The organism is Streptomyces sp. BE303, assembly GCF_036290945.1.
Taxonomy (GTDB): Bacteria; Actinomycetota; Actinomycetes; order Streptomycetales; family Streptomycetaceae; genus Kitasatospora.
In genome coordinates, this window is sequence record NZ_JAQYWZ010000779.1 from 1 (window position 1) to 20,577 (window position 20,577).

Below are 20,577 nucleotides of genomic sequence, written 5' to 3' on the forward strand. Positions count from 1 at the left end.
CCCGCCTGCTCGGCCTCGCCGACTCGGTCGGCACGCTGGAACCCGGCAAGAACGCCGACCTCGTGGTGCTCGACTCCGCCACCCACGACCTGGTCGCCGTCATGCGCCGCGGCGAGTGGATCACCGGGGCCGACCGCTTCGGCGCGGTCGAGCCGCCGTTCGGTTCTGTCACGGGATCCGTCCGGTCCGACGGCTAACGTCCGAACCGTCCTCGGACGCAACGTTGTTCCCTGTTGATTTGAGTTCACGTTCTGGTGGGTAACTGGCAGGATGTGCGACATGAACTACCATGCCTCGGAAGACCGCTACGCCTCGATGACCTATCGCCGCACCGGACACAGCGGTGTGCAGCTGCCCGCGGTCTCGCTGGGGCTGTGGCACAACTTCGGTGACACCCAGCCGCTGGACGTGCAGCGCGCGGTACTGCGCCGGGCCTTCGACCGGGGGGTCACCCACTTCGACCTGGCGAACAACTACGGCCCGCCGTACGGGAGCGCCGAGCGCAACTTCGGCCACCTGTTCGCGCAGGACTTCCGCCCGTACCGGGACGAGCTCTTCATCGCCTCCAAGGCGGGCTACGACATGTGGCCCGGCCCGTACGGGGACGGCGGCAGCCGCAAGTACCTGCTGGCCAGCCTCGACCAGTCGCTGGGGCGGATGGGCCTGGACTACGTGGACGTCTTCTACTCGCACCGCCACGACCCCGAGACCCCGTTGGAGGAGACGATGGGGGCGCTGGACCACGCGGTGCGCTCCGGCCGCGCGCTGTACGCCGGCATCTCCAACTACCCGGCGGCCGAGCACCGGGAGGCGGCGGCGATCCTGCGCGACCTGGGCACGCCGCTGCTGCTGAACCAGGCCCGGTACTCCGTCCTCGACCGCGCCCCGGAGGACGGCCTCCTGGCGGCGGTCGGCCACACCAGGACCGGTCTGATCGCCTACTCACCCCTGGCTCAGGGGCTCCTGACGGACCGCTACCTCACGGGCGATGTGCCGACCGGCTCTCGGATGTCGGTCGGACACTTCCTCAAGGAGCAGGCGCTGACCGGCGCCAAGCTGGAGCAGTTGCGCGCGTTGAACAAGGTCGCGGAGCGGCGCGGCCAGACGCTGGCGCAGCTGGCACTGTCGTGGGTGCTGCGCGACCCCCGGGTGGTCTCGGTGATCATCGGGGCGAGCAGCGTGGCCCAGCTGGACCAGAACATCGACGCGCTGGACGGCGGGCCGCTGTCGGAGGAGGAGCTCGCCGAGATCGACCTGCTGAGCCGCTGACACGACGAAGAAGGGCGACGACCCGCACCACGTGGTGCGGGTCGTCGCCCTCCTTCGTCGCCCCGGGCGGCGGCAGCGGCCGGCCGGCCGGCGGGGGATCTCCGCCCCGCAGTGCTCACCCACCATTTCACGACACCTGATTGTTGACTTCTGTTTCTTTGTGTTCGAATATGAACCCGAGGCTTGCTCAGTACGGGTAGCCGAGACAGGCCCGGCAGGGAAGGAAGCCATGATCAAGACCTCGGACAAGCTCGCGGACGGCCGCGAACTCCTCTACTTCGACCAGGACGACGCCACTCCCCGAGCCCGCTCGGTCGACCTGCGTCCCTTGGAGCCGGCGGCGAGCCTGTCCGAGATCCGCAGGGACCCGCTCACCGGGGACTGGGTGACCATCGCCGCGCACCGGCAGGCCCGCACCTACCATCCGCCCGCGGACGAGTGCCCGCTCTGCCCCTCCCGTGACGGCCGGCTCAGCGAGATTCCCGCCCCGGACTACCAGGTCGTCGTGTTCGAGAACCGCTTCCCCGCCCTGGCCATCGGTGCCGACCCCGAGCGCCTTGGCCACCCGGTGACCAAGGCGGAGCCGGGCGCCGGGCGCTGCGAGGTGGTGTGCTTCACCGCCGACCACGGATCGTCGTTCGCCGACCTGACCGAGACCCGGGCCCGCCTCGTCCTCGACGCGTGGACGGACCGGACCGCGGAGCTGTCCCAGCTGCCCGACGTCAAGCACGTGTACATCTTCGAGAACCGCGGCGCCGAGATCGGTGTCACCCTCGCCCACCCGCACGGACAGGTCTACGCCTTCCCGTTCGTCCCGCCGCGCACCGCCCGCATGATCGAGCAGACCGACTGGCACCGCGTCACCACCGGCCGCAACCTCTTCGAGGACGTGCTGGCGGCCGAACACGCCCATCCGGTACGCGTGGTGCTGGCCGGTGAGCACTGGACCGCGTTCGTTCCGTTCGCCGCCCGCTGGCCCTACGAGGTGCACCTCTATCCGAACCGGCGGGTCGCCGACCTGACGCAGCTGAACGAGGCGGAGCGCGCCGAGTTCCCCGGCCTCTACCTGGAACTGCTGCGCCGTTTCGACCGCCTGTTCGTCGAGGAGGGGAGCGGCGGACAGGCCGCGCCGACCCCGTACATAGCGGCCTGGCACCAGGCACCGACCGTCGGTGCCCCCGAACTGGCCCTGCATCTGGAGTTGTTCACGATCCGACGGACGGCCGGCAAGCTCAAGTTCCTCGCCGGTGTGGAGTCGGGGATGGACGCGTTCGTCAACGACGTGTCGCCGGAGGCGGCCGCGCAGCGTCTGCGGGAGGTCTCGTCATGAGCAGCTACCCGGTCACGGGCGGCGCCGCCCATGTCGGCAGGACCCCGCGCCACCCCGACCTCGACGACACCGTCACCGACGCCCGGACCTTCGTCCCGAGGCAGAGCACCGAGAGGCAGCACGCACGATGAGCCCGGTACACACCGCCGCCGGCGCGACGGCCCCCGCCCGGACCGGGGTCTGGGCCGCCCCCGGCCGAGTCAACCTGATCGGCGAGCACACGGACTACAACGACGGGTTCGTCCTGCCGATCGCGCTGACCCAGGCGGCCCGCGCCACCGTCCGCCCCCGCGCCGACCGGGTTCTTCGCCTCTACAGCGAGCAGGGGGACGGCCGGACCGTCGAACTGGACATCGACGCCCTCTCCCCCGGCAGCGTGGACGGCTGGGCCCGCTACCCGGCCGCCGTCGTCTGGGCGCTCCGCGAAGCCGGATGCCCGATCGGCGGTGCCGACGTGCACATCGACAGCGACGTGCCGACCGGCGCCGGCCTCTCCTCCTCGGCAGCGATCGAATGCGTCATGGCGGCCGCCTACAACGGCCTGCACAATCTCGGGCTGACCAGGAAGGAACTGGCCCGGATCGCCCAACGCGCGGAGAACGCGTTCGTCGGCGTGCCCTGCGGAATCATGGACCAGATGGCCTCGGTGTGCGCCCGGCAGGGCCAGGCGCTGTTCCTCGACACGCGGGACCTGTCCGCCCGTCACGTCCCGTTCGACCTGGAGGGCGCCGGCCTGCGGCTCCTGGTCATCGACACCCGCGTCAAGCACGATCTCGCCGACGGCGAGTACGCGAAGCTGCGGGCCGGCTGCGAGCGGGCCTCAGCCCTCCTCGGCCTCCCCGCCCTGCGCGACCTCACCCCGGACAGGCTGCCGGCGGCGCTGGACCGCCTGCCGGCCGAACTACGCCCGCTCGTTCGCCACGTGGTGAGCGAGAACGCGCGCGTCGAGCAGGCCGCCGCTCTCCTCCACGGCGGCTACCTCCACGCCCTCGGCCCGATCCTGACCAGCGGACACGCCTCGCTGCGCGACGACTTCGGCGTCTCCTGCCCGGAGACCGACCTCGCCGTCGAGGCCGCCGTCGACGCCGGCGCGCTGGGCGCCCGGATGACCGGCGGCGGCTTGGGCGGCTCGGTGATAGCGCTCGTCGCGGCCGACACCGCGCCCACCGTGACCACCGCGGTCGAGACCGCCTTCCGACAGGCCGCCTACGCCGCTCCCCGCACCTTCACGGCCGTCCCTTCCTCCGGCGCCCGTCGCATCGTCTGAGCCGTCCGAAGGATCGTCCCTGACGGCGGGGGCCGGCCGGTCCGGTCCCCGCGCGCCGCGCAGGCGGCCCCGGCTCTCGGCAGCACGTCGACCGGCGCGTCCGCGTCCGGGCGGGCGCTCAGACGTGGGGCGTGAGGGGCCCTCCGGCCGTCCGGGACCCGCCCAGCGGAGCGAGAGTGCCGGCGGCAGCCGCCAGGACCTCGGCGAGCAGAGCCGCGGTGCGACTCGCCTCGTACAGCTGGTCCCGGGCATCGCGGGCGGCCCGGATGACGTCGAACGCCGCGTCGCCCACCGGTTCGGTGGCGGGCGCGATCCGGCCCGAGGCCTGCTCGCTGCTGAGGAAGGCCTCGACCTGGTCCAGCAGCTCCGGCAGGCGCGCGGCGATTCCGGCGAGCGCAGCGACGGTCTCGGCCGCCTCGGCGGTGTGCAGCAGGCCCGGACGGCCACCCTGGGGAGCCGTACCGGCGGCACGCAGAAGATCGGCGGCCTCGGTGGCGAGGCGTACGACGGAAAGGTTCGGAGGGACGGGCTGACTCATGGGTGGTCCTCCTCGACGGGGCGGTGGTGAGGGACCGTCACCGACGCTCCCTGGCACCGTCTTCCCCTTCGTCTCCGCGCCACACCACCCGAATTCTCGTCGGCCGGGGGGCGGTCCGCGGAGAGCGGTCCGCGGAGGGAGGGCGGCCCACGGACGGGGCTCGGCCGCGCGAAGCGGCGACGGGTGCGGCGCGGCAGCCCGTCGTTCCTCAGAGCGCCGCCAACTCCTCCAGCACCACGGCGGTCCCGGCGGGCCGGGAGAACATCGGCCAGTGGCCGGTGGGCAGTTCGCGCAGCTCCCACTCGGGGCCGGCGAGCGGGGCGAAGTACGGCTCCCCGGAGGCGATCATCGCGCGGATCTGCTCCAGCGGGAACGAGCAGGAGACGAGCGCCTTCGGCAGGGCCTGTCCGCCGCCCGTGAGCCACAGCGGTTCGGTGAAGACCCTGACCGGCACATCGGTGGCGCGCGCCCGGATGTCGTCGAGGGTCTCCCGGTCCAGGCCGTCCAGGCTTGCGCCGCTCGCCGCCAGTTCGTCCCAGGGAGGCATCGGGTGCCGCCAGCCGCCGACCAGGGACGCTTCGGCGCGGGCCCGGTAGGCGGGTTCCCAGAGGTCGCGCAGGGCGGCGCCGTCCGGGAGCGGCCCGCTGTCGAGGTAGACGACCCGCCGGATCCGCTCGGGCAGGCGGTCGGCCGCGCCGGTGGCCGGGGCTCCGCCGCCGCTGTGCGCGACCAGGACGACCTCCCGGAGGTCCTCGCGGACCATCAGACCGGTCAGATCGGCGATGTGCGTCTCCAGTCCGACCTCCGGTCCGGCCTCGCCCGCACGCTCGGCCAGGCCGGTCAGACTCACCGGGTGGACGGTGTGCCCGGCGGCGCGCAGCGGCGCGGCGACCGCGTCCCAGGCCCAGGCACCGAGCCAGAAGCCGGGCACGAGTACGAACGTGCTCATGGCGTCCTCATGGAATGTCGCCCCACCTTCCCGTGAGGGTCGAAGCTGATCATCCGCAGGGCCGGCGCGCCCGGTGGGGGCGCCGCCGACGCCAGGGTAGCGGGCGCGGGTGCCGCGAAGGCCGTCCGACAGGCCAGCAGATTCCACCATCCGTACCGGATAGGAGAGTTCGGTCTGACGGGTCGTCAACCTCGGTCCGTCCGAAGCCCTCACGCCGGTCGCCCGGCGGCCCCGCGCCGCTCCGGGCCGTAAGCGCCAGCCGCCGGATAACGAGAGCGCGGAGGTCAGGCCGTGTCGACCGGACACGGTCAGCCGTGGACCGGGCGAAGCGATCGTGTTCTGTCTTGTTGATCCGGACCGGCCATTGACCGGGCGGTTCCTCGGCGGCGAAGAAGAACCCCCTGCTGGCAGCAGGGGGTTCTCGCGGGCTGGGTAGTCCAGGTGGCCGATGTACAGTGCTGGCGATGGCCGGCCCGGCCTCCTCCTCCTGGACCTCACGTGCGAGAGCTTCGGCGAGGGATTCGCCGGTCTCGACGCCGCCGCCGGGCGGTTCCCAACGGCCGGCCCAGGAGTCCGACGCCGTACGTCGGAGCATCAGGAGCCGGCCGTGGCGGACGATGAGTGCACCCACACAGAAGGCGTCGTATCCGTCTCCGTGGACCAGGTCGATGAGCTCACGGTGCACGATCAGCGGGTGACGAGTTCCCGTACGGCGTCGCTGACGGCTGGGATCTCGTCGGGCCCGGCCCACTCGTGCGCGTCGTGCTCGGTGAGGGTGACCGGGCCGGTCCGGGTGACAGTGACCTCGAAGGTCAGCTGCCGGGTGAGGGCGCCGCTGCCGGACGTGTAGTCGAAGTGCCCGAGATACTTCTCGACCGCGTCGATCCGCAGGCCGGTCTCCTCGTCGACCTCCCGCAGCAGGGCCTGCTCGATGCCCTCGCCCTTCTAGCTGACGTCTCCGCGCCAGCCCGCGCCGGGGTCGTCGGTGTGGAAGGTGTACTCGCCGTCGATGAGGAACGGGGTGCCGATCTGGTCCAGGAGCTGGACCACGGACGCGTGGAGCGGGTTGAAGCGCCGTTGGAGCGTGACCATCAGCTGCACCTGGGCCTGCTGGCAGATCGCGGCGAGCTCGCGCGCCTCCGGCAGGGAGGTGGCGAACGGCTTCTCCTTGAGGACGTGCACGCCTCGGACGGCGCACTCCTCGATCACGGCCCGGCCGGCGTGGTGCGGGACCGCCACGATGGCGAAGTCCGGCGCCACGTTGTCCAGCAGGTCGGCGGCCCGGGTGAAGCCCGGGACGTTGTGCGTGTCCTGCTGGGCCCGCAGGGCGTCCGGGTCGTTGTCGCAGACCGCGACCAACTCGGCCCGGTTGGAGGCGAGCAGGCCGGGAAGGTGGTCTTCGAGTGCCTGGTGTCCGAGGCCGATGACCGCCGCGCGTCGTTTCATGGGCTGACTCCTTCCGCATCGTGAGGGAACTTGTCGATGCGTGTCGAGTACAGCGTCAACTCCGCTTTCCTGGACAGGCATTGTCTGTAGTCCCGGGGTTGTCCCGCGCTCGCGCGCAGTAGGCTGCCTGTCACTGTCGATGATGGAATTGGCCCCGTGGACGACCCGATCCGGCACCCCCTCGCCTACGCCCGTGAACTGCGCGGGTGGTCACAGAGCGACCTCGTCGTGTTCCTCGACCGGGCCGCCCGCAAGCACGGGCTCCGCTCCGGCGCGGACAAGACGGCCGTCAGCCGGTGGGAGAACTGGCGCAAGCAGCCGAACCTGGACTCCCAGATCCTGATCGCGGAAGCCTTCGACGTTCCGATCGCCGACATGGAGCTGTTCGGGTGGCCCGATTGGCTGCCCGGCCGCGAGGTTCCGCTGCCACTGGGATCGGCGTACACCGTCCAAGCACTTCGAGATGCACAGAGAGCCGCCATGGACCGCCGCAGCTTCATGACCTTCAGCGCCGTCTCGCTGGCCGGCCTCGCCGCCCAGTGGGCCACGATCGAGCCCGATCGCCTGACTTCTGCCCTCGACGGCAGGACGGCGGTGGACCCCGGGCTCGTGGACTGGCTGGAGGAAACCAGCGCGAAGCTGACGACCCTGCCCACCGAACAGCGCCAGCACACGATTAAGCTGATGGACGCTCATCTCGCCACCGTCCGGACCTGATCGAGGGCGGCGGCCACGCCGAGCCCGTCGCCAAGCGCCTGCACCTCCTGGCCGCGTCACTGGCCACCACCTGCGGCTGGTACCGCTTCGACCAGGGCAAGCACTTCGCCGCGGGAAAGCTCTGGGCAGGGGCCTTGCAAGCCGCCAACGCCGCAGGTGACCGCGACTTCGGCGCCGGTGTGCTCTCCGACTTCGCCTACCAGTCGAACTGGATCGGCCAGCCGAACCTCTCGGTGGGCCAGCTCGGCCACGCACTGTCCGGTACCAAGCACCCCACCGCCCGGTCGCTGCTGTTCCTCCGGCGGGCCAGGGCCTACGCCGCGCTCGGCGACCGCTCCGCGTGCTACCGCGATCTGTCCGACGCCGAGACGGCACTGTCGACGCGGGCTACCGACCCCGCTCCAGGCTGGTGCGCGTGGATGAGCCCCGCGGACCTCGCGGTCGAATCCGGCCAGTGCCTGCTCGATCTCAGCCGGGCCGACGAGGCGCACGTCAGGATAGCCGAGGGCCTGGCCCTCCTGCCCAAGGCCAGGGACAAGACGCGCGGCATCTTCCTGACCTACCAGGCCAGGGGCTTCCTGCAGACCAACGATGTCGAGCAGGCTCTCGCCGTCACCACCGAATCCCTCGATCTGGCCACCCGCATCGGGGCCGAGCGGTGCGTCACCCTGATCCGCGAACTCGCGCCGGCGTTCAAGCCGTACCGCCAGGTTGACGGCGTCGCCGATCTCATCGAGCGCGTCCGAGCTGCGTGACAGGCGCTCGGATCAGAGTCGCGGTGATCAGCGGCCCGGAGAGGATGATCCGAGCCGCCGTCGTCAGGAGGCTGCCAAGAGCCAGTCTGCGAAGCCCGGCCCCATGCGGGTCGCGGGGCCGGGCTTCGCGCCGCTGTCAGCGAGAAGTGCTGGATGCCCTCGTCAAGATCCTCTGCGGTCTCTACCTCCCGGACACCGGCCGCGTCCTCTGGGACGGTACCGACACCGCCGGAGCCGACCGGGATCAATTGTTCGCCTCCGTCTCCGTCCTCGAACAGGACTTCCAGCGCTGGCCGTTCACCCTCCGCGCCAACGTGCTGGTCGGCCGCCCCGAGCACGGCGACGACCCCTCGCTGCTCAAGCGCGCCGCCGACTACGCCGACCTGCACCCGGTGGTCAAGGCCCAGGACAACGGCTGGAACACCCTCGCCGCCCGTGGCTTCGAGGGTGGTGTGCAGCTGTCCGGCGGGCAGTGGCAGCGCGTCGGCATGGCCCGCACGCACCACCGGGCGACCACCGGCGGCATCGACGGGCGCCCCACCCACCTGGTGATCGCCGACGAACCGACCTCCGCCCTCGACGCCCAGTCGGAGGTGGCCGCCTTCGCCCGAATCCGCGAACTCGCCGACCAGGGCCTCACCGTCATCCTCGTCACCCACCGGCTCGCCGCCACCGCCGACGCCGACCTCATCTACGTCCTGCACGAGGGCCGGCTCACCGAGCAGGGCAGCCACGCCGAGCTGATGGCGGACCCCGACGGCCGGTACCGGGCCTCCTACCTCCTTCAGGCCGCCCAGTACGCCACCGCCGTCCCCCACCGACGCAGCGGCGCCCACGATCAGGACGAGCCGGCCCCGGATCCGGCCTGACCGTCACCGGGGGTGTCCGACGGGGAGCGGCCGCACGATGCCGGGCGCGACGTCGGCGGGTCCTGCGACCAGCGGGCGCGCCGGCCTCCGACAGCCGTGCCGGGGCGGCCCCCTGAACAGCCCCCTGAACAGCCGCCGGGACAGCCGGCTCTGTTTCACGCGGGCGGGCTCCCGGGCGGACGGAGGGTCCGGCGGATGGCGTTGCGGAGCCAGTGGTGGGCCCTGTCGGCTGCATGGCGGGGGTGCCAGGCCATGCCGACGATCACGGGCGGCAGCGTCAGGGGGAGGTCCAGGAGGTGCAGTCCGAGGGCGACGGCGTCGCCGGTGAGGGGTGAGGGGGCCGCGCCGGGGAGTGCGGCAGGGACGAGGCAGACGATGTCGCTGCGGGCGGCGAGGGTCATGGCGGCCAGGTGGCTGGGGAGGACGATGCCGACCCGCCGGTGAAGGTTCTGCTCGGCCAGGGCGGTGTCGAGGGGGCCGGTGAACCGGCCGCGGCGGCTGACCGCGACGTGGTGGGCGGCGGCGAGCCGGGCCGGGGTCAGGGGTCCTTCGGTCAGCGGATGGCCGGGCCGGACGGCCGCCACCATGCGGAGGCTGACCAGCTCCTCGACCCTGGTCTCGGGGTCCACGTGGTCGATGGACCCGACCTCCAGGTCGATCCGGCCGTCGCGCAGGGCCGGGCCGGCCTCCAACTCCTCGGCCCGGAGCCGGAACGAGACCCCCGGCGCCTCCTGCTCGGCCAGGCGCAGCAGTCCGGGGGCCAGGGCCGCGCCGACGAGGTCGGCGGTCTGGAGGGTGAAGGTGCCGCGCAGGGTGGCGGGGTCGACGCCGGCATCGGGGCTGAGCAGGGCTCCGAGGCGCTGCACGACGGCGGCGGCCTCGTCGCGCAGGGCCAGGGCGCGGGGGGTGGGGACCAGGCGCTGCCCGGCCCGGACCAGCAGCGGATCCTGCAAGGTGCGGCGCAGGCGGGCGAGCGTGCGACTCATGGCGGCGGGCGAGGTGTGCAGGCGGGCGGCGGCCCGGGTGACGCTCTGCTCGGCCAGCAGGGCGTCCAACGCGATGGCGAGGTTGGCGTCGAGGGCCGAATCCGGGCTGTTCACCAGCATTATTCCGTTTCCGTCAATGATTCCGTGCCGACGTTCCCATTGTGGCAGCACCGGGGTCCTCAGCAGGATGAGGGGCGTACCGACCAGCCCGACCTGCGAGGTTTTCATGATCGTCATCACTGCTCCCACCGGGAACATCGGCCGTCACCTGCTCTCCCGGCTCCTGGAGTCCGCCCCCGCCGCAGGCGAGGAACTGCGCGTGATCGTGCGCGACCCCGCCCGGCTTCCGGACGCGGCGCGCGGACGCGTCGAGGTGGTCGTCGGCTCGCACGGGGACGCCGAGGTCGTCGACCGGGCCTTCGACGGTGCGGACGCGGTCTTCTGGCTCGTCCCCCCGGTCGCCGCCCCGTCCCCACAGGTCGCCTACAGCGGCTTCAGCGGGCCGGCCGTGAGGGCGCTCGCGGCGCACGGCGTCGGCCATGTCGTCGGCGTCTCCGCACTCGGCCGCGGCACCCCGCTCGCCGACCGGGCCGGCCTCGTCACCGCTTCCCTCGCCCTGGACGACCTCATCGCCGACAGTGGCGTCGCCTACCGGGCCCTGGCCAACCCGTCCTTCTTCGAGAACCTCCTGGAGGAGGCCGACTCGATCCGCGAGAAGGGCTGCTTCACCGACTCCGTCGACGCCGACCGCAGGGCGCCGCTCGTCGCCACCGCCGACATCGCGGCCGCGGCCGAAGGCCTGCTGCTGGACCGCTCGTGGACCGGCACCGGCAGCGTCCCGGTCCTCGGGCCGCAGGACCTCTCCCCCAACGACCTGGCCCGCATCATGACCGAACAGTTCGGCCGCCCCGTCCGCTACGAGCGCCAGTCGCTCGACGCGCTGTACGCCACCCTCGTCGGCTACGGCCTCGACGACGCGTTCGTCCAGGGCATCGTCGACATGAAGCGCGCCAAGGACCAGGGCCTGGACGCCGGCGTCGCCCGCACCCCGCAGACCGCCTCGCCCACCGGCTTCGAGCAGTGGTGCGCCCGGACGCTCAAGCCGGCCGTCCTCTCCTGAAGCCCCCACCGCACCGATGCCACCTGCCGCTCTGGAGACACCCTGATGCCCGCTGAGAAGACCGCATCGCCGGTCACCGCGTTCATGCTCGTCAAGACCACGCCCGAGTGGCTCGCCCTGACCGTCCGGCAACGCGTCGAGACCTTCACCACCGAGGTCCTGCCCGTGATCGAGACCAGGACGACCGGCGTCCGGTCACGCTTCTACGACACCGAGTTCTACTCCGCGCGCGTCACCGACGTCTGGGTGTGGGAGGCCGACGACCACCACGCGTACCAGCTCCTCATCGACGCGCTGCGCGAAACCCCGTTCTGGGACCGCTACTTCGAGGTCGTCGACCTCCTCGTCGGCACCGAGAACGGCTACGCCCGCACCTACGGCCTCGACCCCGTCGCCACCATCACCACCTGACACACCGCCCACCACCCGCCGCGCGCGTCTGTTCCTGTGCCCTCCGGCCCCACCCGGCCGGAGGGCACAGGAACAGGAGGGCACAGGAACCGGAGGAGCCGGAGCCGTGGGCCGTCCCGCAGGGGCCGGCGGGAACGGTTGTCCCGCGAAGGCCGGGGCCGGTGATCCGGCGGTCGGTCCGGTGCGGGGTGATGATGGAAGGGAGTAGACGCGAGGAGGCCTGCGATGGTCAGGTTCACTCCGAACGACCCGACCGGGATCGCCGTCAACGCGGGCGGGACCGGCCCGGCCGACTTCACGGTCAACCCGTCCGGAACAGCCGTCGGGTTGGAGATCTGGCACCGGACGGTCCGCTTCGACCCGGCGGCGCCGCCGCCTCCCCCGTTCGTCCTCGGCCCCGTCTGGGACCCGCCCCACCCCACGCGCGCACTGCACGCGGACGTCCCCGTGGGCGGCCTCTACCAGGCCCGCCTCTTCGAGAAGGGCAGGGGCAGCGCCGCGCTGGCGGAGAAGCCGCCGCCGGAGCTGCTGGTCGGCAGGGTCGACACCCCCTGCGCGGGCCCGAAGACGCGCCTCAAGTTCCTCACCGCGTGTATCGAGAGACCTCAGACCCTCCTCACGCCGGGCGGCACGTTCGTGACGGCCGCCTTCGCGACGAGCGCCCCGGTCATGGCCCGGGTCCAGATCTCCGACAGCCCGCCCCAGGTGGCGCCGCTGACCGGGCATCCCTTCTTCGGCAACCAGGAGGTGATCGCCACCGCGACCTCCGACCGGCCCGCGCTGATGCACGAGTTCTCGCTGATCGACGACCTGCGCTCGCCGCTCACCTCGTCCCACGTCGGGCTGCGACCCGGCACCGAGCTCTTCTTCCTGATCGTGGTGTGGGACGCGGCGGGCTTCTTCGACTTCGTCTGGAACACGACCGGCGAGGCCCCCGTGACACCACCGGAGAAGATCAAGGTCAAGAACCGGATCGTCGAGGCCAGGGTGACCGCCGTCCACTGCTACGAGGACAGCGACAGGCACAGCTTCGGCGAGGCGGACTTCACCTTCGGCCTCACCGGCGGGGCGAGCACGGTGACACAGACCTTCACCTGGGATCCCATGGCCCTGAGGTCCGACATGGCTCCCCTCCCCGCCTGGGCCACCGCCCTCCAGTTGGTCGCACCGTTCACGGACGACAGGGTGGTCGTCTGGGTCGACGCCACGGAGGACGACTCGGGCAGCTTCCCGTCGGACTCCGACGACGGTGCGAGCACCGCCGGCCGGCTCGGCGGCGGCGCGGGGCGCGGAACCCCGCTGAGCTTCCCCGCGGGCGAGGGCCGCGAACAGGTGACCGACCAGCCGCTGGTGCTCCACAGCGTTCCGACCACGGACGGCGAGCTGCTGAGCTTCTCGACCACCGTCGTCTACTCCGTCACCTACGCCTGAATCCGGGCCGGACCGGCCCGCGCCGTTCCCGGGCCGTCAAACCGTCGAACCGTCGAATCGCCGATACCGAACAAGCGAGGACACCATGGTCAGATTGATTCCGGACCGCACGGCGGCCATCGCCCTCGCCGGCGGCGCGGTCTTCCACCTCGACGCGAGCGACTCGGTCGGCGGGCAGACCAACCTGGAGCTCTGGGAACGGACGCTCCCCTTCACCCCGGCCGGGGTACCGGCAACGGCCCCGTTACCGCCTTTCACCCTGCGCCCCGGCCCGGTGTCCGAGAGCCCCACCAGCCCGACCGTCCAGGCCGTTCCACTCGGCAGCATCTACCAGCTGCGCCTGTTCAACCGAGGGCACGGCAGCGCCGAACTCGCGGAGAACCCGCAGCCGAGGCGGCTCACCCTCGGCGCCCTGGACTTCCCCTCCATCGGACGCGGTCACGCCACCTTCCTGACCGGATGCGGCGACAAGCCCCGGGTCATGGTGACCCCGGGCGGGACGTTCGTCTCGATGGCGTTCGTCACCCAGAGCCGGACCATGGCCCGTGTCCAGCTCCTGGGCAGCACGCCCCAGACCGAGAGCTTCGGCCACCCGGTCTTCCTCGCGCCGGACGTGATCGCCGACGCCGTCTCCCCCCGGCCCGCGATCGTGCACCGGGTCTCCGTGGTGGACCGGATCTCTGCGGCGACCCCGGGCCACATCCCCCTGCGGACCAACCAGGAACTGTGGTTCACGATCCTGGCCTGGAACGAAGCGGGCGACTACGACATCGTCTGGAACACCACCGGCCTCGCCCCCGCCACGCCCCCGGAGGTTGTCAGGACCAAACAGCGCGTCGTTCGCGCCCGACTGGCCCGGCTCCACTGCCACGAGGACAGCGACAAGATCGGCAGCGGATCCGGCGAGTTCACCTTCGGGATCACCGGCGGCTCCGCGACGGCGATGTCGCCTCCGGTCTCGTGGAAGCCGATGACCACCGGCGACATGCTCGAAGTCCCGGCAGGGCCGGACCTCACGATCTCGCCGCCGGACGCCGCCACGACGGTCCGCGTCTGGGTCGACGGCACCGAGGACGACTCGGGCAGCGTCCCCCAGGACGACGACGACCGGGCGAGCACCGCCGACTACCTCGGCGGCGGCCCCGGCCGGGGGACGTCGCTCCCGTTCCCGGCCGGCCAGGGGAAGGAACCGGTCACCGACGCCGTGCTCACGCTCGCCAGCGCCCCGGTCACGCTCGGCGACAGGTTCGAGTTCTCGGCCGACGTCGTCTACAGCGTCGACTACGTCTGACCCATGGGACGGCCGCGGGAAGCCGGCGGGGCGACGTCCGTCGAACGCCGAACCGTCGCCCAACCGCCGGCGATCCGTTGGCGACCCGTCAGACACGACAGCCCCGTGCTGCGGGCGATCACGGCCGCCGCCTCCACGCCGAGGATGTGAGGCGGAACCTCTCGTGCCCGGCGGGTCGGGCCCCCGGCTCGCGCACCGTGTTCCGGCACCACTGGCACCACCGGCACCACCGGCACCACCGGCCGGCACGTGCAGAGTCGTTACGGACCGCACGGAGGGGGCCGAGGGGGCGCTGTTAGCCTGTTCGACATGATCATGAAGAGTGTCGGGGTGAAGATATCCGGCGCGCCGGCGCAAACCGGTCCGCAGCGCGCCCTCATCGCGGCAAGCTTCGTCAGCCGGGTGGGCAACGGGCTGTTCAACACTGCCGCGGTGCTCTACTTCACGCTGGTGGTGCACCTGCCCGCCGCGCAGGTCGGTCTCGGCCTCACGATCGCCGGGCTGGTCGGGCTGCTCGCCGGGATCCCGGCCGGGAACCTGGCCGACCGGTACGGGCCGCGCACGGTCTGGCTGGCGGCCCTCGCGATGCAGGCCGTGACGATGGCCTCGTTCGTCCTCATCCACAGCTGGCTCACGTTCACGCTCATCGCCACCCTGGACCGGCTGGCGGCCACGGCGGGCGGCGCCGCAGGTGGTGCGCTCATCGCCCGTACCGGCGGTGAACGACCGGCCGCCTTCAGGGCGAAGCTCCGCACGTTCGTCAACCTCGGCGTGGTCCTGGGCACCCTCGGTGCCGCCTTCGCGGTCTCGGTCAACAGCCGCCCGGCGTACACCGCGCTCATCCTCGCCAACGCCGCCAGCTTCGCCTGTGCCGGCCTGATCGCCCTGATCGGCATCCCCGACTACCGGCCCCTGCCCCGGCCGAAGGAGCACCACCGCTGGGCCGTCCTGTCCGACCGGCCGTACGTGTGCTTCACCGCGCTCTACGGCGCCATGGGCCTGCAGTACCAGACCGTCTCCCTGCTCCTGCCGATCTGGCTCTCCGCCCACACCGATGCGCCCCGGTGGACCGTGGCGGCCGTCTACGCGGTCAACAGCGGGGTGTGCGTGCTGCTCCAGAGCAGGATCGGCTCGCGGGTGGAGACACCGCGCCAGGGCGGCCGGGCGTTCCGCGTCGCCGGGCTGCTCTTCCTGGTCAGCTGTCCCTTGATGGCCCTGACCGCGGACGTTCCGACCTGGATCGCGCCGGCGCTCGCCGTCCTCGCCGTCTGCGTGCACAGCCTCGGAGAGGTGTGGGAGTCCTCGGGCGGCTTCGCCCTCGGTTTCGGCCTCGCCCCCGACCACGCCCAAGGGCAGTACCAGGGCTTCTTCGGCCTCGGTTTCAACGCCGGGCAGGCCCTGGCTCCGGTGGTCCTGACGACGGCGGTCCTCGGACTCGGGCACGCGGGCTGGCTGCTCCTCGGCGTGTTCTTCGCGGCCCTGGGCGCGGCGGGCCCGCCGGTGGCGGCCTGGGCGGAGCGCACCCGCCGCCCGATCCACGACACGACCGGCACGGCACCTGCCCGGCCCGGCGAAGCCCCGCTTCCCGACACCGTCCAGGGCTGATGCCGGGGTCCGGGCGCTCCCGGCGGCAGTGCGACGGTCCCGGACGGTCGTGCGGTCACGGCGACCAAGGAGAGTGGAACGGACCTGCGTCACGAACTGACGGAGGGTCCGGTCCAACCGCCCTGTGCTGATTCTCGAACGCCGCCGCAACCGCTCCGGGTACGGACCGGGCTCGCCGACCGGCACGTCCGGTCCGACGAACCCTCCGTTCAGCGGCGGAGTTCGGCGAGGAGGGGCTCGATCGCGGCGACGAGGTCGTCGGCCGTCGCGGAGCCGTTCCCCTCGAACTCGGCGATCTCGGCGCCGACGGGCGCACTCACGGCAAGGACCTTCGCGCAGGCGTGGAGGTCGTCGAGGCTGAGGCCGCCCGGGACGGTGTAGTCGGTCGTGAACAGCCCCGGCTCCATGACGCCGCAGTCGTTCTCCCGGCCTGCCACGGAGGCCCTCCACCGAGTCCTCGGCCCGAGGTTCGGTGAGGGTCCGGGGTGACGGCGGCGAATGACGACGGCGAGTGACGACGACGGCTTCACATCCTTGTCATGCCGCATGCATGGGTATCCGGCCGGCCGCTCAGGAGGATGGACGCACCGGCACAGGCGGCGTCCCCCGCCCGCCGTCGCATCCGCCGTTCCCGCCGTCCGCCCCTTCGCCTCCAGGAGCACCCGATGTCCAGTCGTCGCCGGTTCCTCACCGGGTCCGCCGCGGCCCTCGGCCTCACCGCGCTGCCGGCCCCGCCGGCCGGGGCCGCGGCCACGGGCAGCACGTCCCCGGGCGATGCTGCCCCGGGCAGTGCGGCCACCGGTGGCCGGGCCCCGAACCTCGTCGTGGTCCTCGCCGACGACCTCGGCTACGGGGACCTCGGGTCCTACGGCCAGAAGCTGATCGACACCCCGAGGATCGACCGACTGGCCGCGGAGGGCCTCAGGTTCACGGACGCCTACTCGCTCGCCGCCGTCTGCGCGCCCTCGCGCGCCTCCCTGCTCACCGGCCTGCACACCGGACACTCCGCCGTCCGCGCCAACCCCAACGGCGCCCAGGGGTCGCTGGGTGACGGTGACACCACCTTCGCCGAGGTCCTGCGCAGCCGGGGCTACCGCACCGCGCTGATCGGCAAGTGGGGCTTCGGGCCCGAGCAGGGCGACCAGCCCAGCCACCCCAACTCCCGTGGTTTCGAGGAGTTCTACGGCTACATCGACCACGGGCACGCGCACCAGTACTACCCGCAGTACCTGTGGCACAACGGGGTGAAGGAGACCGTCCCCGCGAACGCCGGCGGCGCCAGGGGCCGGTACGCCCCCGATCTCATCGAGCAGCACGCGCTGGAGTTCATCGACGCGCACGCCGCCGAGCCCTTCGCACTGTTCCTCACCCCCAACGTCCCGCACGCGCCGAGTGACATCCCCGACAGCAGCGCCTACGCCGCACGCGCCTGGTCGCAGGAGAACAAGGGGCATGCCGCGCAGATCAGTTACTTCGACGCGCTCGTCGGCAGGGTCGCCGACCGGCTGCGCGCGCGGGGCATCGCCGAGGACACCGTGCTCCTCGTCACCAGCGACAACGGCCCGCACGAGGAGGGCGGCGTCGACCCCGACCTGTTCGACGCCAACGGCCCGCTGCGCGGCTACAAGCGCAACCTCTACGAGGGCGGCATCCGGGTCCCGCTGATCGCCTGGGCGCCCGGCCGGATCGGCGCGGGCGTCAGTGACCGCCCCACCCCGCTCACCGACGTACTGCCCACCCTCGCGGAACTCGCCGGCGCGCCCGCCCCCGCCGACCTCGACGGCCTGTCCGCCGCCCCGCTGCTCGGCGGCAGCACGGACGCGGCCCGTCACACGCACCTCTACTGGTACCGCGACGAACGCGGTGTCACCAGCCGGGCCAACAGTCAGGACAAGGGTCGCGGTACCTGGCTCGCGGAGGCCGTCCGCAAGGGCGACTGGAAGGCCGTGCGGTTCGCGCCCGTCCGGGACCGCACCCTCCCCGACACCCAGTGGCAGGTCGAGCTGTACGACCTGGCGAGCGACCTCGGCGAGCAGCGGGACGTCGCGGGCCTCAACCCCTCCGTCGTCACCGACCTCGTCGCCCTGATGCGCGCCTCCTGGCGCGACACCTACCCGCGCAAGCCGTTCGGGCTCTCCGTGACCGTCCCCGCGTACGCCGCGCCGGGCGTGCCGTTCACGGTCTCGGCCACCCTCGGCAACGCGTCCGCCCGGTCCTGGAGCGACGCGCTCCTCACGCTCGGCGCCCCGGCGGGCTGGGTCGTTCGGCCGACCGGGCCGACCGGCCGGACCGAGCTCGCCGCAGGCACCGTCCTGACCGTGACGTGGGAGGTCACCGCGCCGACCGGCGCCGCCCCGGGCACGGACGGGTCCCTGGCCGTCACCGCGGGCGCCCGCTCCACCGGCGGTCCGCTGGCCTTCTCCGCGACCGGACGGACACCTCTCCTCCCGGCCCCGCCGACCGCGAACGCCTACCTCAGCGACCTCACCTGGGTGTCGGCCACCAACGGCTGGGGCCCGGTCGAACGCGACACCTCCAACGGCCGCAAGGAGGCCGGCGACGGCACGCCGATCACCTTCGCCGGCACGACGTACGCCAAGGGCCTGGGCGTCCACGCACCGTCCGAGATCGTCTACCACCTCGGCGCCCGGGGGAACCGGTTCACGGCGCTCGTCGGCATCGACGACTTCTCCACCCGGCAGTCCGCGCTCGGTGCGACGAAGGCGTCGGTCCACGGCGACGGCAAGGTGCTCTTCACCACCGGAAAGCTCACCGGCGCCTCCGGTCCGGTCGAGGTCGACGTCGACGTCCGGGGCGTGCGTCTGCTGCGCCTGGTCGTCGAGGACGCCAACGGCAACACAGCCTTCGACCACACCTCCTGGGCCCGGGCCCGGGTGACCGTGCTCTGACCCTTCTCCGGGCCTTCTCCGAGCCGGGCCGCCGCGGCAGCCCGGCCGGCTAGGTCTTCTCGTCGTCGGGCCAGGTGCGGGTGTCGCGGGGCCGCACGTAGGGCTCCTCCTTCTCGGGCAGACCGCCCTCGATGGCGCGTTCCCGGGAGAGCTCGGCGTCGAACTCCAGGCCGAGGAGGATGGCGAGGTTGGAGATCCACAGCCAGACCAGGAAGACGATCACACCGGCCAGCGTGCCGTAGGTCTTGTTGTAGGAGGAGAAGTTCGCGACGTACAGGGCGAACCCGGCGGAGGCCGCCATCCAGAGGACGACCGCGAGCACGCTGCCCGGGGACACCCATCGGAAGCCCCGGTCCCGCACGTTGGGCGCGGCCCAGTACAGCACCGCGATCATCAGCACGACGAGGACCAGCAGGACCGGCCACTTGGCGACCGACCACACCGTCAGCGCGGTACCGCCCAGGCCGAGTGCGCGGCCCACCCGGTCCGCGAGCGGGCCGGTGAACACGACGATCACCGCGCTCGCCGCCAGCAGCACCATCAGCAGGAGCGTCAGGCCCAGGCGCAGCGGTGTGGTCTTCCACACCGGGCGGCCCTCACGGATGTCGTAGACGGCGTTCGAGGAGCGGATGAAGGCGGCCACGTAGCCGGACGCCGACCACAGGGCGCCCGCCAGGCCCACGACCAGCAGAACCGAGCTGACGCCGCCGCCGGAGTTCCGGAGCTGGTCGACGGCGTCGCGCAGGATGTCGCGGGCGGCGCCGGGTGCCAGGTTCTGCAGGTTGTCCAGCACGGCACCGGTCGCGGACTGCCCGATGACGCCGAGCACCGAGACGAGGACGAGCAGGGCCGGGAAGATCGCCAGGACGCCGTAGTACGTGAGGGCCGCAGCGCGGTCGGGCAGCTCGTCCTCCAGGAACTCCTTGCCGGTGCGGCGCAGTGCGGCCCACCACGAGCGCCGGGAGAGGTCGCCGGGCGAGTCCGGGGCCGCTTCCGTGACCCGTCGGCTCGGGCCCGGCCCGGCGTCGTTCTCCCGGCCGTCGGGCCCGTGTGCGTGTCTGAACCGAGGTGCCATGACGGGCGTCTGTCCGCACCGGCCGCGGTCAATCCCCTCGGTGTGAGCCCGACCTGCGGAACGCGGTCACCCGCCGGGCCGGCCGGCACCGGTTCCGGTGGCCTGCCGGTGTTCCTCGACCGCCACCCGGGCGAGGTTGCCGAGCAGCCTGCGGTTGCGCAGGTGCAGCACGAATTCGCTCGGTGGTCCCTCGAAGCGCGAGCCGGGGCCGGTCAGGGGGTGCTCGTCGAGGAGGACCAGCGTGTTGGCACCCCAGGGGATGAGGGTGAACGCGATGCGGGCGGTGCCGAACGGTGCGGCCTTCGCCTCCAGCTCCAGGCGGGTGCCGGGCTCGCAGATCCGGACCGTGCAGCTGTCGTCGATGGTGAGCGGGCCGAGACCGGCCCGGTAGCGCAGGGCCGCGCCCACCGCCGGCCAGCCGGGGTCGACGTGCTCGATGTCCTGCGTCCCGACCACCCACTCGGCGTAGCTGTGGCCGTCGGCCAGGACGCCCCAGACTGCTTCGGGCGGGCATGCGATGAACTGCTGGCGCCGTGCCATGCGACTCCTCCTCGGTGCTTGCCGTGTTGCCGTGGTGCCGTGTTGCCGTATCGCCGGGCTGTCGGGTTG

The 20,577-nt window shown here is 72.4% G+C and carries 23 protein-coding genes; 14 read left to right on the forward strand and 9 right to left on the reverse strand.

Annotated features, from left to right (window positions below; all coding sequences use genetic code 11):
- From PUR56_RS25245 to galK, 5 genes are all read left to right on the forward strand, one after another.
- On the forward strand, nt 1-197 hold a 197-nt coding region (locus PUR56_RS25245; RefSeq protein ID WP_329950582.1), incomplete at its 5' end, for an amidohydrolase family protein.
- A gap of 82 nt (nt 198-279) precedes the next feature.
- Nucleotides 280-1,269, forward strand: coding sequence for an aldo/keto reductase (locus PUR56_RS25250; protein ID WP_329950583.1), 990 nt, complete (start codon nt 280-282; stop codon nt 1,267-1,269).
- 229 nt (nt 1,270-1,498) lie between these two features.
- Entirely contained in the window at nt 1,499-2,599 is a 1,101-nt protein-coding gene (gene galT, locus PUR56_RS25255; protein ID WP_329950584.1) for a galactose-1-phosphate uridylyltransferase, read from the forward strand.
- Nucleotides 2,596-2,730 carry a hypothetical protein gene (locus tag PUR56_RS25260; protein WP_329877659.1) on the forward strand — a complete coding sequence of 45 codons (135 nt, stop codon included), beginning with the start codon at nt 2,596-2,598 and terminating at the stop codon, nt 2,728-2,730. The genes galT and PUR56_RS25260 overlap by 4 nt, the downstream gene beginning before the upstream one ends.
- Nucleotides 2,727-3,866 (forward strand): galactokinase, encoded by a 1,140-nt coding sequence (gene galK / locus PUR56_RS25265; protein WP_329950585.1) that lies wholly within the window; start codon nt 2,727-2,729, stop codon nt 3,864-3,866. The genes PUR56_RS25260 and galK overlap by 4 nt, the downstream gene beginning before the upstream one ends.
- Nucleotides 3,867-3,984: 118 nt before the next feature.
- On the opposite strand, the gene PUR56_RS25270 is transcribed toward galK, so the two are convergent.
- From PUR56_RS25270 to PUR56_RS25285, 5 genes are all read right to left on the reverse strand, one after another.
- On the reverse strand, nt 3,985-4,404 hold the full coding sequence (locus tag PUR56_RS25270; RefSeq protein WP_329877655.1) for a hypothetical protein: 420 nt from the start codon (nt 4,402-4,404) through the stop codon (nt 3,985-3,987).
- A 208-nt stretch (nt 4,405-4,612) separates the two neighbouring features.
- Nucleotides 4,613-5,353 carry an alpha/beta fold hydrolase gene (locus PUR56_RS25275; RefSeq protein ID WP_329950586.1) on the reverse strand — a complete coding sequence of 247 codons (741 nt, stop codon included), beginning with the start codon at nt 5,351-5,353 and terminating at the stop codon, nt 4,613-4,615.
- A gap of 49 nt (nt 5,354-5,402) precedes the next feature.
- Nucleotides 5,403-6,104 carry an NUDIX domain-containing protein gene (locus PUR56_RS25280; protein ID WP_443034564.1) on the reverse strand — a complete coding sequence of 234 codons (702 nt, stop codon included), beginning with the start codon at nt 6,102-6,104 and terminating at the stop codon, nt 5,403-5,405.
- Nucleotides 6,041-6,286, reverse strand: coding sequence for an NUDIX hydrolase (locus PUR56_RS43575; protein ID WP_443034565.1), 246 nt, complete (start codon nt 6,284-6,286; stop codon nt 6,041-6,043). Before PUR56_RS43575 ends, PUR56_RS25280 begins: the two co-directional genes overlap by 64 nt.
- 12 nt (nt 6,287-6,298) lie before the next feature.
- Nucleotides 6,299-6,799, reverse strand: coding sequence for a Gfo/Idh/MocA family protein (locus PUR56_RS25285; RefSeq protein ID WP_329950587.1), 501 nt, complete (start codon nt 6,797-6,799; stop codon nt 6,299-6,301).
- A gap of 156 nt (nt 6,800-6,955) precedes the next feature.
- Between PUR56_RS25285 and PUR56_RS25290 the strand changes: the two genes are divergently transcribed.
- From PUR56_RS25290 to PUR56_RS25300, 3 genes are all read left to right on the forward strand, one after another.
- On the forward strand, nt 6,956-7,516 hold the full coding sequence (locus tag PUR56_RS25290) for a helix-turn-helix transcriptional regulator (protein ID WP_329950588.1): 561 nt from the start codon (nt 6,956-6,958) through the stop codon (nt 7,514-7,516).
- Nucleotides 7,517-7,650: 134 nt separating this feature from the next.
- On the forward strand, nt 7,651-8,271 hold the full coding sequence (locus tag PUR56_RS25295; RefSeq protein ID WP_329950589.1) for a hypothetical protein: 621 nt from the start codon (nt 7,651-7,653) through the stop codon (nt 8,269-8,271).
- 146 nt (nt 8,272-8,417) lie between these two features.
- Nucleotides 8,418-9,140: an ABC transporter ATP-binding protein gene (locus PUR56_RS25300; RefSeq protein ID WP_329950590.1), complete on the forward strand. Its 723-nt coding sequence runs from the start codon at nt 8,418-8,420 to the stop codon at nt 9,138-9,140.
- A 155-nt stretch (nt 9,141-9,295) separates the two neighbouring features.
- Here the strand turns inward: PUR56_RS25300 and PUR56_RS25305 are convergent, their stop codons facing one another.
- A complete protein-coding gene (locus PUR56_RS25305; protein ID WP_329950607.1) occupies nt 9,296-10,246 on the reverse strand; it encodes a LysR family transcriptional regulator in 951 nt (316 codons plus the stop codon).
- Between the two features lie 106 nt (nt 10,247-10,352).
- Here PUR56_RS25305 and PUR56_RS25310 point away from each other — a divergent pair, with 106 nt between their 5' ends.
- The 5 genes from PUR56_RS25310 to PUR56_RS25330 all read left to right on the forward strand — a co-directional run bounded on the left by PUR56_RS25310 (nt 10,353) and on the right by PUR56_RS25330 (nt 15,984).
- Nucleotides 10,353-11,246, forward strand: a complete 894-nt coding sequence (locus PUR56_RS25310) for an NAD(P)H-binding protein (RefSeq protein WP_329950591.1) — start codon at nt 10,353-10,355, stop codon at nt 11,244-11,246.
- A gap of 45 nt (nt 11,247-11,291) precedes the next feature.
- Nucleotides 11,292-11,657: a darcynin family protein gene (locus PUR56_RS25315; protein WP_329950592.1), complete on the forward strand. Its 366-nt coding sequence runs from the start codon at nt 11,292-11,294 to the stop codon at nt 11,655-11,657.
- Between the two features lie 225 nt (nt 11,658-11,882).
- Complete coding sequence (locus PUR56_RS25320; RefSeq protein ID WP_329950593.1) at nt 11,883-13,088, forward strand: hypothetical protein; 1,206 nt, start codon at nt 11,883-11,885, stop codon at nt 13,086-13,088.
- A gap of 85 nt (nt 13,089-13,173) precedes the next feature.
- Nucleotides 13,174-14,379 carry a hypothetical protein gene (locus PUR56_RS25325; RefSeq protein WP_329950594.1) on the forward strand — a complete coding sequence of 402 codons (1,206 nt, stop codon included), beginning with the start codon at nt 13,174-13,176 and terminating at the stop codon, nt 14,377-14,379.
- 309 nt (nt 14,380-14,688) lie between these two features.
- Nucleotides 14,689-15,984 (forward strand): MFS transporter, encoded by a 1,296-nt coding sequence (locus tag PUR56_RS25330; RefSeq protein ID WP_329950595.1) that lies wholly within the window; start codon nt 14,689-14,691, stop codon nt 15,982-15,984.
- A 209-nt stretch (nt 15,985-16,193) separates the two neighbouring features.
- Here the strand turns inward: PUR56_RS25330 and PUR56_RS25335 are convergent, their stop codons facing one another.
- On the reverse strand, nt 16,194-16,421 hold the full coding sequence (locus PUR56_RS25335; RefSeq protein WP_329950596.1) for a hypothetical protein: 228 nt from the start codon (nt 16,419-16,421) through the stop codon (nt 16,194-16,196).
- Between the two features lie 228 nt (nt 16,422-16,649).
- Between PUR56_RS25335 and PUR56_RS25340 the strand changes: the two genes are divergently transcribed.
- The gene (locus PUR56_RS25340; protein WP_329877637.1) at nt 16,650-18,893 is read left to right on the forward strand and encodes a sulfatase-like hydrolase/transferase; all 2,244 of its coding nucleotides are present in this window, start codon (nt 16,650-16,652) and stop codon (nt 18,891-18,893) included.
- A 49-nt stretch (nt 18,894-18,942) separates the two neighbouring features.
- Here PUR56_RS25340 and PUR56_RS25345 read toward each other — a convergent pair whose 3' ends face one another.
- The gene (locus tag PUR56_RS25345) at nt 18,943-19,968 is read right to left on the reverse strand and encodes a YihY/virulence factor BrkB family protein (RefSeq protein ID WP_329877635.1); all 1,026 of its coding nucleotides are present in this window, start codon (nt 19,966-19,968) and stop codon (nt 18,943-18,945) included.
- 66 nt (nt 19,969-20,034) lie between these two features.
- Nucleotides 20,035-20,508, reverse strand: a complete 474-nt coding sequence (locus PUR56_RS25350; protein ID WP_329877633.1) for an SRPBCC family protein — start codon at nt 20,506-20,508, stop codon at nt 20,035-20,037.
- Between the last annotated feature and the right edge of the window lie 69 nt (nt 20,509-20,577).